Source organism: Metapseudomonas resinovorans (assembly GCF_002003485.1).
Lineage (GTDB): Bacteria > Pseudomonadota > Gammaproteobacteria > Pseudomonadales > Pseudomonadaceae > Metapseudomonas > Metapseudomonas resinovorans_D.
In genome coordinates, this window is record NZ_BDMA01000051.1 from 1 (window position 1) to 12,655 (window position 12,655).

The window sequence follows — 12,655 nt, forward strand, 5'->3', positions numbered from 1 at the left end:
GCGCATGGCCTACGGCTATCGGGACAGCGACTTCTTTTTCATGAAAATCAAAGCCGCCTTCCCCGGTAATCCGTGAAGAACCAAAAAAAAGGCCGGTGAGGACCGGCCTAAAAGTGACAAGCATCTGGGGGCCTAAACGGCGCGATTAGGCTTTCAGCTCGTCCATAACACTGAGGACTGCTTTCTGGGCGATGTCGATGATCTGATCGACTTCCTTCTCACTGGTAACCAGCGGCGGGGCAAAACCAAGAATGTCACCGTGCGGCATTGCGCGAGCAATGAGGTTGCGGTCCCGGGCCGCCTTGGACACGCGAGCACCGATTTTCAGCGCTGGATCGAAACGCTTCTTGGTAGCCGGGTCTGCAACGAACTCGATGGCGGCCATCAGACCCACACCGCGCACTTCGCCCACGATCGGCAGGCCAGCGAAGGTTTCTTGCATCGACTTCTGGAAGTAGTCACCAACTCGACTAACGTGGCCGGGGATGTCTTCCTGCTCGACGATATCGAGAACCGCATTGGCAGCTGCGACTCCGATGGGATGGCCCGAGTAGGTGTAGCCGTGGGAGAACGCCCCGACGCGATCCGCACCTTCTTCCATGACCTTGTAGACCTTCTCACCGACGATGGACGCGGAGAGTGGCGCATAAGCCGAGGTAAGGCCCTTGGCGACGGTAATCAGATCTGGCTCGATACCGTACTTCTCGCAACCGAACATGGAGCCCGTACGACCGAAGCCGGTGATGACCTCGTCGGCAATCAGCAGGATGTCGTACTTTTTCAGCACCGGCTGGATCGCAGCCCAGTAACCGGCCGGCGGCGGGGTAATGCCGCCGGTGCCCAGGACGGGTTCGGCGATGAAGGCGCCGATAGTGTCCGGACCTTCGCGCAGGATCAGTTCTTCCAGCTCCTGGGCACGCCGAGCGGAGAACTGCTCTTCGGTCTCTCCAGGCTCGGCACCCCAGTAGTGATGCGGAACACCGGTACGCAGAATGCCCGACACCGGAAGGTCCATGTAGTCGTGGTAGAAGCTCATGCCGGTCATGGAGCCGGACACAACGGAGCAGCCGTGGTAGCCACGATCACGGGCAATGATCTTCTTCTTCTTCGGCAGGCCACGCAGGTTGTTGTAGTACCAGACGATCTTGGCCTGAGTCTCGTTGGCGTCCGAACCGGACAGACCATAGAAGACCTTGCTCATCTTGCCGGGCGCCATGCGCACAAGGCGGTCGGACAGTCGAGCCAGTTCCTCAGTCGTGTGAGCGGCATAAGAGTGGTAGTAGGCAAGCTTGTGGGCCTGGCGAGATATCGCTTCGGCGACTTCAGTACGGCCATACCCCACGTTCATGCAGTACAGGCCGGCAAAGCCGTCGATGTACTCACGACCGGTGGCGTCGGTGATGCAGATACCTTTACCGGTTTCCACGATGGTCGGGTCGCCGAGCTTGCCGCTGGCGAAGTCCTTCAAGTGGGTGAAGGGGTGCAATACCGCGCCGCGGTCTTGAGCTGCGATCAGATCTTGAGTGTGCTTGTCCATGATGGGTCTCCTGAGATTAAAGGCCACCGGCGCAGACGTATTTGAGTTCCATGTATTCAGCCAAACCGTGCTTGGAGCCTTCCCGGCCGAGGCCGGATTGTTTCCAGCCGCCGAAGGGAATCGGCGCACCGGTGAATTTCGGGGTATTCAGCGCCACCATGCCGTACTCGAGGCGATCGGACATGCGCGCGGCACGGCGCAGATCGTTGGTGTACACGTAGGCGGCGAGGCCGAACTCCGTGTTGTTAGCGCGACGAATCACTTCCTCCTCGGTATCGAACGGCAACACGGCAGCAACCGGACCAAAGGTTTCCTCAAAGGCGATGTCCATTGCGTCGGTCACGTCGGCAAGCACTGTCGGGGTGACGAAGCTGCTGCCCAGGGCGCAGTCCATACCACCGGTCACGACACGCGCACCGAGAGAGATCGCGTTGCCGATGTGATCGCGGCATTTGTTGGCAACGGTCACACGAGTCATCGGGCCGATATCGACGTTTTCGGTCAGCCCATGGCCTACCTGTAGCTCGGCAGTAGCCTTGGCAAAAGCCGCGACAAAGGGTTCGTACAGCGAACGATGAACATAGATGCGGTTCGCTGCCAGGCAGTCCTGGCCCGAGGTTGCGAACTTGGCACCGATACAGCCCGCCACCGCCTCTTCTAGGGAAGCGTCATCGAAGACGATGAAGGGAGCATGGCCACCGAGCTCCAGGGACACCTTCTTCACCGTGTCGGCAGACTGGCGCAGCAGAATGCGGCCGACTTCGGTCGAGCCGGTGAAGCTGAAGGCACGAACTTCGGGACGCTGCAGCAGCCGCGCCGACAGCTTGGCAGCATCGCCGGTCACCACTTGGAACACGCCGGCGGGAATGCCGGCTTCGTCGGCCAGCCTGGCAAGGGCAAGAGCAGACAGCGGAGTTTCCGGAGCAGGCTTGACCACCATGGTGCAGCCCGCCGCCAGTGCAGCTCCTGCCTTGCGAGTGATCATTGCACTGGGGAAGTTCCAAGGAGTGATCGCGGCGGTCACACCAATCGGCTGCAGCTTGGTCATCAGCTGGCTGCCCGCCAGATGGCTGGGAATCGATTCGCCATAACTGCGCTCTGCTTCAGCAGCGAACCAGTCCAGGAAATTGGCACCATAAGCGATTTCGCCGAGGGACTCCTTGAAAGGTTTGCCTTGCTCGGCGGTCATAATGATCGCCAGGTCGTAGGAGTGCTCTCGCGTCAACGCTGCCCAACGACGCAACAGCGCGCCACGCTGAACCGGCGGCACATCACGCCAGGACTCGAAGGCCTGAGCGGCGGCGTCGACAGCCTTGTCGATCCAGGCTTCTTCACAATGGGCGACCTGGGCGATGACCTCATCGGTAGCGGGATCAGTCACCGCCAAACAGGCTTCGCCTTCAATCCACTGCCCATTTACATAGGCACGCTTTTCCAGGAGGTCAGAGCGGCGCAGCTTCTCGAGAGCTGCTCTAGCAAGGTTCTTCATTTTTGTTGGCCTCGGCGTCAAGGTGACGTGTTTCTATGGAGGCCATTCTAGGAATCAGCACGCGCCGCCATCCGGCGTTGTATTGGCGTTTTGGTCTGTATTCCTGAGATGTTTTCAGGATTACGCAGTGATCCTGCGCGCAGCGCTGACATAGCATGGAAGATCGTCAGCAGCGATTCGAAAGCGCTTGTGGAAATGCTTATCGACCAGAGGAGCATTGCTTGGGTTTGCGGTGCGCCTTGCATGCACAAGGTCAATCAACCAGTCTGGCTATACGGTATGCGAGTCACGCGTTAGGTAAGCGAATTCGCTTCCTGATGGGCTAGGTAGTTCTGCTCGACGCTGTGTTACGTTGGTTTTTGGGTTAATGGCTTCTCTTCGATGAGCCGACCTCTGCGCTGCACAGTAGCCTCCTGTTTTTTGTAAGCACCTAAAATTCATATTTGGCACCTTAGTAGAGTAATAGACGTGGATCTGGACCGAATTGATGCGAAGCTGCTGGATGAAATGCAGCGAAATAACCGTACCTCTAGCGAAGAACTGGGTGAGCGGGTAGGGCTTTCCAGTACCGGTGTGCAGCGTAGATTGAAGCGGCTCAGGTCGGAAGGTGTAATTCAGGCGGATGTGTCTGTAATCAATCCTAAGGCGGTTGGTCGGGATGTAATGATGCTCGTGCTGGTTTCACTGGAACGCGAGCGCGCCGACATTATCGATAAGTTCAAGCAGTCAATCCGAAGCACCCCAGAAATCATGAGTGGATACTATGTTACGGGTGACGCTGACTTTGTTCTACTCATAACAGCAAAGAGCATTGAGGACTATGAGCAGTTTACTAGGCAGTTCTTCTACAATAATTCAAATATCAAATGGTTTAAAACCATGGTGGTCATGGATCGCGTGAAGGCAGGGTTCACTATACCGATTCCTGGCGCAGTGGAAGTTAAGTAGTTTTCCCGCTTCGTCTCCATCTCAGGTGTCACAGACTTTATGCTGATATAGTCTGAAAACGCAGGTTTTCAGCTTGGTGCTCCCTATTGAGCGCTTGCAGCTGCGCATAGCGCGCCTGAAGGTCCGTAAGCTGGATGTCCAGGTCATCCGCCCGCTACCGGTGCGCCGGGCCGTACCAATAGTCGCTAAAGGGCATAGATCCCGTTCTCTGTACTGAATCGAATGGCTGTTCAGTTCTGAACGCCAACCTAGTAGCCGCGATAGCTGTCTGACGGTGTCGATAGCCAGAAACAAAAAACCCGGCTCGGTGGCCGGGGTGTGGGATGTCTGTGCCCGCTCCATAGGCAGCGGGTCACCATGTCCCCTCTAACACGTCAGCTTCGGGTCGATCTCTGCCTGTCGTGTATCTAGCGCGCGTTGTCAAATCGGATGCAAGTGGTGGTCAGTACCAATGCAATTGGCTGGTCAGATGAATGCAATGGCGCAGACACACCGATCCCGATAGAGGCGGTGCAAACGCACTACTCATTTTTGACCATGGAATCGGATGAAATTTGTTGGTGCATCAGTACGGTAAAGCTCCTGTAGTCGAAGGAGCACATCTGAATGCATACCGGAACACCGATCCAAATGCTCAGCCTTGCCGAGGTCTGCGCCCTCTTGTGCAAATCTCGCAGCGGCCTTTACAAGGTCATGGCCAGAGACCCCACGTTCCCCCGCCCCGTCAAGGATGGCGACGCGCGCTCCGCTCGGGTTTTGTTTGCTGCAACCGAATTTGCTGCGTGGCAACAATCCAAACTGGATAGTCGCAACCCCCACACCTCGAACCTCGTAACTCCGCCGCCAGGAGAACTGTAATGGCTCTCGACATCGCGGCAGCATTTGAAAACAAGCCGGACGAGTTGGACTTTATCTGGCCTGGCTTTTTGGCTGGAACAGTTGGTGCACTGGTAGCGCCCGGCGCAACGGGCAAAAGCTATTTAGCGCTTCAAGCAGCGATGGCCGTCTCGTGCTGCGTGGCTGGAGGTGACCTTGTACAACTCCAACCAGCCCAGACCGGCAGGGTGGTCTATCTGGCGTGCGAAGATCCAATCCCAATCCTGGTTCAACGTATCCACGCCATCGGCCAATACCTCTCCCCCATCGCCCGAATAGCAGTCGCCGAAAATCTAAAAATTGAGCCGATCATGGGTCAGCGTCTGAACATCATGGATGGCCAGCAGCTGGACCACGTGCTGAAGTTCTGCGCGGGCTCCCGACTAATCGTGTTGGACACACTCAGTCGGATTCACCGACTCGACGAAAACAGCAACAGCGATATGGCGCATTTGATCGCGACTCTGGAACACGTAGCGGCGACGACCGGCGCATCTGTTCTGTTTCTTCATCACGTAAGCAAAGGCAGCGCGCGCGAGGGTCAGATCGACCAGCAGCAAGCGGCGCGAGGCGCTTCCGCCCTAATCGACAATGTACGGTGGTGCGGCTATGTCACCAAGATGGCCGAGGATGAGGCCAAGCGTCTTTCAGACCTAGGCTACGACCGTGAGCCCATTACTGGCGACCGGCGCAGCCGTTTCGTGCGATTCGGCGTGAGCAAACAGAACTACGGCATAACCCTCCCGGACAGATGGTTCGAGCGCCGCGAGGGAGGTGTACTGGTGCCGGCGGAGTTGCTGGAGACGAGCGACCGCAGCTCGAAAAAATGGCGTAAGCGCGATGAAATTTGAGCTCACCCACGCCCGCCACGATGCGCTGCATTGCCTGGCCCCTGGACTCTTTCGCAGCCTTAAGCGAGGTGATCGGAAACGCGGCAAGCTCGATGTGGTCTATGACTATGGTGAAAGCACTCGCATCGAGTTCAGCGGCCCAGAGCCGCTAGGCGCTGACGATCTACGCATACTTCAGGGCCTCGTGGCGATGGCAGGCCTATCGGGGTCGGTGCTATCGCCAGAACCAAAGAGCGCCCCCGGACAGCAGCTCCGACAATCACTCGAACCAAGGTGGGAGGCCCTCGGGCACGACGCTATGGTGGTGAGAGGCAGCTATCGGGCGCTTAACCGCGAGGTTGGATACGGCAATATCGACGACACAAAGCAGATTCGTGAGTGTATTGAGCGGCTTTGGAAAGTGTCGATCATCGTGCAATCCGACGGTAAGCGGCAGGGCTTCCGCTTGCTCGCCGACTACGCCTCAGACGAGACCGTCGGCAAGCTATTCGTGGCACTAAACCCGCTGATTGCCCGCACGGTCATTGGCGGCCAGCACGTTCGAATCGACATGAACGAAGTGCGAGCATTGCAAACCGACCCCGCCCGACTAATACACCAGCGACTTTGCGGCTGGATCGATCCTGGACGGGCTAGGCAGGTCGGCCTCGACAAAATTTGCAGCTACGCGTGGCCGGACGACGCTACCAATGCCAACACCATCAAGACACGACAGCAGACAGCCCGGCGGGCATTGAGTGAACTCGAAGCACTCGGCTGGGGAGTCGAGGAGTATGCCGGGCGCAAGTTCAAGATATCCCGGCCACCCCCACGATAACTCCACCCAATGCCCACGATAACTTCACCCATTCCCCCCGGTAACTCCACCAACCAAGATCCGCGAAACACATGCAGGACGCGGCCTTCAGCCCCACTCGTAAATTCGATCCATGATCTTTCTAGATCATCCACATGCGCAGCACGTCGCGCCTGTTGCGCGACGGCCTGCGGTGAGTTGCAAAGGCTCGCACCAGACGCTTGATCCTTGCGCCAGAAAGTGAGTCTCGCTGGGGAAACCGCCATATGCAGGAAAAAAATACCCCCCGGACGAACGCGCCGACGCCTCTTTAAAGCCCTGGCTTGCAATGACTCACGGCTAACAACTTCGCAAGGACAAGAAAATGATTGAAATAGTATGAACTCCGATGTCTTCAACTCTTTAGCAACCCAGTTTTCATTGCACAATAAATAGCTTCAGCACGCGATGAAACATTTAATTTCCTTCGAATGCGAGAAAAATGAAAATTAATATTTGCCTCCGAACAACCCAAAATCTTCGATATCTCCCACGACGTCTTTCCTTGAGCCCCCCAGTGCAGAATCTCCAACTCTCGCTTTGTAAGGTGTATACGAGCGTCACATAAGCAGCACTCAAAAAATTTTAAAGCACCTCCCAATGCAAAATCACGCAGCATAGAAGCTGAGGAGAATGACTCCACCAAGTTTGATCGAGCCTTATCTAAAGAAAGGCAAAGCACTCCTACTTCTCCCCCGGCGCCATGCAGTGGAAGAACTATCCCCACTCTAAACCCACAACTTTTACCAGTTCAAAAAACTCGCGATCGTAACGAAGATATTCATTACGCCCCCACGAAGACATGGGAACACTCGAATCACATACCAACTCAATCAATGCATCTACGCACTTATCCTTATCCCCATTCAATCTTGACCACTCATCTTCGAAATTCACATAGATCTTATTTTTTCCCACACTCGACCTTGCAGACTTTATCTTAAATATAAATCTCAAAAATCCTAATTCTACGGATATCCGATTCATCCTGATAAGCCATTCAGATTCACTTTCCGAGTCGGAAAGCTTTTTAAAGTCATCCATTGACAACACAGGAACCTCCACTAAAGACGAAAACCGTTAGACGGCAAACTATCTACTGTCGAGTACTCAACACCTTAACACCCCTAGCAAAAACAACCTGAAGCGCCTATCAGAAGCTTCCTACTTAACCAAAAAAAATCACCTACAACGCTCAATGACAACAACTATCAAATCTAATAGTTATCGCCACCGAAGGGCAAAAAAGAGTTGAACACCCCCAAAAAAGAAAATAAAAAATACCCGTCGACCAAAATCGACATAACCAATAACTGAGGAAACAAAAATGATCAAAGCAACTTATGAAAGCAAGCAACTGGCCAATTGGACCGCCATCTCCACGCCTACCAAAGGCTAAGTAGTGGAATCTAGGAGGCCTTGCGCCTCCTAGATTCTCAAACACACCAAGAACGCACAATCATGAACATAAACCCAAACATCTTCATTTATTTCGATAATCAGAATATCGTTCTTTGGGACTACCTTAACCACAGGCAATTCCATATAGATAGGGCACATCTGGAAAAAATAATTGAGTATCTCACCACACAAATCGACTCGGATGACTCGATACAAACCAACAACCTCATCCAGAACGATGTAATTTCAAAAGAGCCATACATCAAAAACAAATGGTCGTGGGACGTTCTCGCCAGAATATTCCATACGGGGACAAGCAATTTAGAATTCGATATCACGCCAAAAAACAGAAAAGAATGGGCAGATGTATACCTCGAAAGTTGCAAGCTGACCTTATCAAAGCCCTCCCCAAAGCTTAGATTCGAAGAGGAAGACCTTTGCAATCCAATTCGCATCCCTTACCCATCGCAGAATAGCAGCGAACTACATGAAGTTTTCACTTCACGAAAAACTGTCAGAGAGTTTGAAGACAGAGCGCTGGAAAATTTTAAACTGGGAACAATCTTGTATTACGGACTTGGCTATCTCCGCGAGCGAGAGGTCTCCTTAGAAGAACACATACCGTCAAATATGCGATACAGAAGAAGTAGCCCGTCTGGAGGTGGACTAAACAGCATAGAAGGATACTTGTATATCGGAAATGTGGTCGGCATAGAGCCTGGAATCTATTACTACAACCCTCTCAAACATACACTACACAAACTGGATACTGCCCCTCCCAGCCTAGGAGACTTAATGTCAGGCCAACACTTCATAGACAACATTGCATTTGGAGTATTCCTAACATGTAGATTTGATCGCATGTGGTGGAAGTACTTTCACTCGAGAGCATACAGGGTTGCGCTGATGGAGGCGGGGCACATCTCCCAGTCCTTGCAATTGCTCGCCGCAAACGAGGGCCTCCAAACTTGGGTTTCTGGTGCATTTGCTGACGATCTTGTTTCCAAGGCAATAGATTTAAGAAATGAATTTGAAAATCCACTCCTTTTCGTAGGGGCTGGATATAGCCAAGGAAATACGTTTAGCAAAGAACTCGAAGAGCTACTAAACAACCATCAGGACAAAAAAAATGGACTTAACGAGCAAAACTGACACTCTTCAGATTGATAAATCAATTTCAGAGTCGCTTCTAAACTGGGATAAGGCCTCATCGGTACGAACCAAGCAAAACACTTACGACCTGAGCCGCCCCGAAACCTATCTCAACGAAGAAAAATTCTGGTTTATTCCAAATGCGCTCCCTTGCATCCATGACCCAGAATTCAAACTATTAGGAGAAAACGCAGCAAACACACTGCTGGCGCGATATTTAGTATTCTTCTTAGATTACACTTCCGCCCTTGAAACAGAGATTGTTAATAGATCAATTAAAACTATTAGCACCGACTCATTGAAACTCAACCTAAATTGCGACATCAAATTGACGGCACTGAGACTATATGCAGATGAAGCATACCACGCCGTAATATCCACTGATGTAGCCAATCAAGTCAGCAGCATCCATGGAATCCAGTCCAGAGCCGCCGCAAACGACAAAATACGTAAAGCGATAACTCCAACTAAAGACGTCTCTGAAAATCACAAAGAACTTGCATGGTTTCTAATTGGATTCGTATCTGAGACAGTAATCACAAAAGAATATTTGGAGTTTACAAAGAAAACAATTTATCAACCTGTATTCCAAATGATGCGCGATCACTTGGAAGACGAATTCAAGCATGTATCTTTCTTTTCTAGAATGTTCTCATTAGTCTGGAGCAAGGCTGACGAAGCAGATAGAAAATTCATACGGAACTTCACACCAAAAATCATAAAAGAGTTTTTCAAACCACATGACACCTGGCTTCACAAGAACCTCATAGATCTTGGAGTCAGCACCACTACAGCATCTCGGATTTCAGACGATCTCAACAGCGAGAGAACGCATATTGCTAGGGTAAAAGCAGGATGTACAACAACAATTCTTGCGATGCGAAAGGCTGGTTTTTTTAACGACCCTAGAAATTCCTTACACTTCATCAAGGAGGAAGTGATCGATGGATAACTCTAATCACCTCCCCTTGGCATACAGCTTCCAAAAATCAGTATCAGTGATTTTCCTTATCAGCATAGTTTTGCTTAGCGCATTCCCATTAGACGTAATACTTCCATCCTTCCCGTCGATATCGAAAAATTTCAATATCGCACCAGAAAAGGTCATAACTACCATTACGGCTTTTGCAGTAGGCTTCTCGTTATCTCAAATTTTCGCCGGACCTTTCTCTGACATCTACGGAAGAAGAATTGTACTTATTATAGGATTAGTAACCTCTTCAGCCTCCAGCATAGCTTGCACGCTCACTGAAAACTTCCACTTACTATTAATTTCAAGATTTATCCAGGGAATAGGCTGCGGCAGTTTCGTGCTTGCACAAGCTATAGTTCAAGACATATTTTCAGATTCAGAACGGCTAACCATAAGAACTTTACTGGTAACTGCAAGCGGGATTTTCATCTCTATCTCCCCCTTGGCCGGCATATTCATACAGGAGCATTTAGACTGGAAATGGAGCTTCTACATATTCTCGTGGATTGCAATTTCAGTTTCCGCCTGCTCCGCATTTATCCAAATGAAGGCAGAACCAAGAAAGATTCTTTACAACCCTGTAAAACATTTCGCCGCAGCCTATATAAGGATATTTTCAAACACAAAATTTACATTCTCCTGGTTAATTTCAGCACTTGCATTTTCCTGCCACTTTAGCTTCATAGCCCTCTCCCCAATAATTTTCAATGAAGTACTAACTGAAAACCCTATAAATTTTGGCTTCATACTCCTACTTTACGGACTCTCTTATTTAATCGCCGGAATTCTAGCCACGCGTATATTCAAAAGATCTTCCTTAGAAAGGCAGATTACATGTGGAATAACCTTGATTTCCCTTTCCGGGATAACAATGGCAATTTCCCATATCGCATTTCCGGCCATATCAATCACACTTCTCTGCATGATCACGTGCACCATAGGGACGACATTTGTCAGACCTGCAGCTGCATCTCGCGCAATGAACATTTTTCACGACCTTTCTGGAACCGCATCAGCCGCTGGGAGCACGTTAATGTTCATAACCGCTGGCCTGATAAGCTTCCTTGTCTCTCAGTCAAATTTTGACAAGGAATTCGCGCTGTCGACAGCAATCATTTTCGCCGCAATCTTTAGCACCTTGCTAAATATAAAAGCAAAGGAATAGAAATGATTTTGGAAATAGAGAGAATGACATCGTCAGTTTTTTCAACGTACAAAGATATCGCAATAAAAATGCACGCTATTGAGCAGTCAGAAGTGCAAGACCAGCCAATAGACTCATCAGAGGCCAGTGCAATGTCGACTTTCAATAGATTGTTGCCAGATGGAGAAAACACGAAAGACCACTTTCTCTACTCAATAAGAGCCCACACGACCAAATCAATCGCTGGTTATATATGGATACATCACCAAGAGACGACGATTGGCATGGAAGCCTATTTATACGACCTGTTAATACTAGATAAATACAGGAGAATGGGAATCGGAAAGAAATCCCTTGACCATATATTAGAGAGTCTCAAGCTTGCAGGATTTCGCAGGGTAGTACTTCATGCCTTCTCAAGAAACCAAGCTGCCATAAACCTCTATAGAAACCTTGGATTTAGGGAGTCCAGTATCTACATGGCTAAGAATCTAAAATAAACGCTAAATTATCGCGTACTCCTGAACTTCTATCTCAAAGGCGGCAGCGCCATGCGCAGGATGTCGATCCATGCGCCCAGCACCAGCGCGCCTCCGCCTATGGAGAGCAATCGCGTGGTAAGCGGGGTGCCGGTTTCGAAGCCGCTGCTGAGCAGTATCAGGCCCAGCAGTGAAGCCATGAGTCCCAGAAAAGGGGACATATTTATTTTCGTTACTCTGAACCCACCTCGCTCGCCGTTCTCTATACGCACAAGGCTAACTTGTATAAAAATGAATTCTTCCGTTCTCCTTATCACCTCACCAAATTCTTTACCACGACACCAACAAGACTTAAAGCACCCCACCACGCAAGAAAACTCATAAAAAAGCTAATTGAATATATTTTACCAGCCATCACTGGAATCAAAATATTGGGAAGAACACATATCGGAAGCAAGACCAGTTCAGGCCAAAACTCAAAACCAAGTATCGTAATAATCGCCGCGTAGACTGCTACAACCCCCATCACCAACCCATACACAAGAGTGACCGCCGCACAAATGTAGTGAGGTCTAACTTTATTTGGAGAGTGAAGAGAAAAATAAAAATGATAAACCAATGCAATGAACATTGCAGAAAAATAGAAAATTAGTGTAAAAATTTCCTCACCAAACGGCGAGCTACCAATATTTTGAATACCTCGTTTTATCTCTGAGTTATCAACCAAACTCAACAAAGCAAAGGCCAGCGCCGAATTGCCCAAAAATAACCAAAGCTATCCCTGAGCAAGTCAACTTCGCAGGACGCCACATCAATTACACCAGCCGGCCTATATAGCATTTTCACTGACACACTAAGGGCATTGAAGTAGCTTCCACAAACAACTTTCGCCATATCAGCAAGCATGCATATACCTCCTCAGCTTGCGTTTCAATTGCAGCCCACTTGTTTAGCAAAAGAGACCAGCACG

General features: G+C 50.6%; 13 protein-coding genes. 8 read left to right on the forward strand and 5 right to left on the reverse strand.

Annotated elements, in window-relative coordinates:
* Nucleotides 1-145: 145 nt before the first annotated feature.
* Both MnOB_RS13825 and MnOB_RS13830 read right to left on the reverse strand, forming a co-directional pair.
* Entirely contained in the window at nucleotides 146-1,537 is a 1,392-nt protein-coding gene (locus tag MnOB_RS13825; RefSeq protein ID WP_077524805.1) for an aspartate aminotransferase family protein, read from the reverse strand.
* A gap of 16 nt (nucleotides 1,538-1,553) precedes the next feature.
* Nucleotides 1,554-3,026 carry an NAD-dependent succinate-semialdehyde dehydrogenase gene (locus MnOB_RS13830; protein ID WP_077524806.1) on the reverse strand — a complete coding sequence of 491 codons (1,473 nt, stop codon included), beginning with the start codon at nucleotides 3,024-3,026 and terminating at the stop codon, nucleotides 1,554-1,556.
* Between the two features lie 468 nt (nucleotides 3,027-3,494).
* Here MnOB_RS13830 and MnOB_RS13835 point away from each other — a divergent pair, with 468 nt between their 5' ends.
* The 4 genes from MnOB_RS13835 (at nucleotide 3,495) to repC (ending at nucleotide 6,518) form a co-directional block, all read left to right on the forward strand.
* On the forward strand, nucleotides 3,495-3,974 hold the full coding sequence (locus tag MnOB_RS13835; protein WP_077524807.1) for an Lrp/AsnC family transcriptional regulator: 480 nt from the start codon (nucleotides 3,495-3,497) through the stop codon (nucleotides 3,972-3,974).
* 630 nt (nucleotides 3,975-4,604) lie between these two features.
* Nucleotides 4,605-4,832 carry a helix-turn-helix transcriptional regulator gene (locus MnOB_RS29620; protein ID WP_371579586.1) on the forward strand — a complete coding sequence of 76 codons (228 nt, stop codon included), beginning with the start codon at nucleotides 4,605-4,607 and terminating at the stop codon, nucleotides 4,830-4,832.
* The gene (locus MnOB_RS13845) at nucleotides 4,832-5,701 is read left to right on the forward strand and encodes a helicase RepA family protein (protein WP_077524809.1); all 870 of its coding nucleotides are present in this window, start codon (nucleotides 4,832-4,834) and stop codon (nucleotides 5,699-5,701) included. Before MnOB_RS29620 ends, MnOB_RS13845 begins: the two co-directional genes overlap by 1 nt.
* Complete coding sequence (repC, locus tag MnOB_RS13850) at nucleotides 5,691-6,518, forward strand: replication protein C, IncQ-type (RefSeq protein ID WP_077524810.1); 828 nt, start codon at nucleotides 5,691-5,693, stop codon at nucleotides 6,516-6,518. Before MnOB_RS13845 ends, repC begins: the two co-directional genes overlap by 11 nt.
* Nucleotides 6,519-6,891: 373 nt before the next feature.
* On the opposite strand, the gene MnOB_RS13855 is transcribed toward repC, so the two are convergent.
* Nucleotides 6,892-7,155, reverse strand: coding sequence for a response regulator transcription factor (locus MnOB_RS13855; RefSeq protein WP_077524811.1), 264 nt, complete (start codon nucleotides 7,153-7,155; stop codon nucleotides 6,892-6,894).
* A gap of 842 nt (nucleotides 7,156-7,997) precedes the next feature.
* Here MnOB_RS13855 and MnOB_RS13860 point away from each other — a divergent pair.
* Genes MnOB_RS13860 through MnOB_RS13875 form a run of 4 tightly spaced genes read left to right on the forward strand, consistent with a single transcriptional unit; the run spans nucleotide 7,998 to nucleotide 11,706 of the window.
* On the forward strand, nucleotides 7,998-9,089 hold the full coding sequence (locus tag MnOB_RS13860) for a SagB/ThcOx family dehydrogenase (protein ID WP_077524812.1): 1,092 nt from the start codon (nucleotides 7,998-8,000) through the stop codon (nucleotides 9,087-9,089).
* The gene (locus MnOB_RS13865; RefSeq protein ID WP_077524813.1) at nucleotides 9,067-10,041 is read left to right on the forward strand and encodes a diiron oxygenase; all 975 of its coding nucleotides are present in this window, start codon (nucleotides 9,067-9,069) and stop codon (nucleotides 10,039-10,041) included. The genes MnOB_RS13860 and MnOB_RS13865 overlap by 23 nt, the downstream gene beginning before the upstream one ends.
* Nucleotides 10,034-11,227 (forward strand): MFS transporter, encoded by a 1,194-nt coding sequence (locus tag MnOB_RS13870; RefSeq protein WP_077524814.1) that lies wholly within the window; start codon nucleotides 10,034-10,036, stop codon nucleotides 11,225-11,227. Before MnOB_RS13865 ends, MnOB_RS13870 begins: the two co-directional genes overlap by 8 nt.
* A 2-nt stretch (nucleotides 11,228-11,229) precedes the next feature.
* Complete coding sequence (locus MnOB_RS13875) at nucleotides 11,230-11,706, forward strand: GNAT family N-acetyltransferase (protein ID WP_077524815.1); 477 nt, start codon at nucleotides 11,230-11,232, stop codon at nucleotides 11,704-11,706.
* A 29-nt stretch (nucleotides 11,707-11,735) separates the two neighbouring features.
* Here the strand turns inward: MnOB_RS13875 and MnOB_RS28855 are convergent, their stop codons facing one another.
* Together MnOB_RS28855 and MnOB_RS28860 are read right to left on the reverse strand one after the other, a co-directional pair.
* Nucleotides 11,736-11,906, reverse strand: coding sequence for a hypothetical protein (locus MnOB_RS28855; RefSeq protein WP_158713818.1), 171 nt, complete (start codon nucleotides 11,904-11,906; stop codon nucleotides 11,736-11,738).
* Between the two features lie 92 nt (nucleotides 11,907-11,998).
* Entirely contained in the window at nucleotides 11,999-12,448 is a 450-nt protein-coding gene (locus MnOB_RS28860) for a hypothetical protein (RefSeq protein WP_158713819.1), read from the reverse strand.
* Nucleotides 12,449-12,655 lie beyond the last annotated feature (207 nt).

Coding starts and splice junctions, on each gene's coding strand:
- MnOB_RS13825 (WP_077524805.1), bottom strand. CDS start 1,537: ATGGACAAGCACACTCAAGATCTGATCGCAGCTCAAGACCGCGGCGCG.
- MnOB_RS13830 (WP_077524806.1), bottom strand. CDS start 3,026: ATGAAGAACCTTGCTAGAGCAGCTCTCGAGAAGCTGCGCCGCTCTGAC.
- MnOB_RS29620 (WP_371579586.1), top strand. CDS start 4,605: ATGCTCAGCCTTGCCGAGGTCTGCGCCCTCTTGTGCAAATCTCGCAGC.
- MnOB_RS13845 (WP_077524809.1), top strand. CDS start 4,832: ATGGCTCTCGACATCGCGGCAGCATTTGAAAACAAGCCGGACGAGTTG.
- repC (WP_077524810.1), top strand. CDS start 5,691: ATGAAATTTGAGCTCACCCACGCCCGCCACGATGCGCTGCATTGCCTG.
- MnOB_RS13855 (WP_077524811.1), bottom strand. CDS start 7,155: ATGCTGCGTGATTTTGCATTGGGAGGTGCTTTAAAATTTTTTGAGTGC.
- MnOB_RS13860 (WP_077524812.1), top strand. CDS start 7,998: ATGAACATAAACCCAAACATCTTCATTTATTTCGATAATCAGAATATC.
- MnOB_RS13865 (WP_077524813.1), top strand. CDS start 9,067: ATGGACTTAACGAGCAAAACTGACACTCTTCAGATTGATAAATCAATT.
- MnOB_RS13870 (WP_077524814.1), top strand. CDS start 10,034: ATGGATAACTCTAATCACCTCCCCTTGGCATACAGCTTCCAAAAATCA.
- MnOB_RS13875 (WP_077524815.1), top strand. CDS start 11,230: ATGATTTTGGAAATAGAGAGAATGACATCGTCAGTTTTTTCAACGTAC.
- MnOB_RS28855 (WP_158713818.1), bottom strand. CDS start 11,906: ATGTCCCCTTTTCTGGGACTCATGGCTTCACTGCTGGGCCTGATACTG.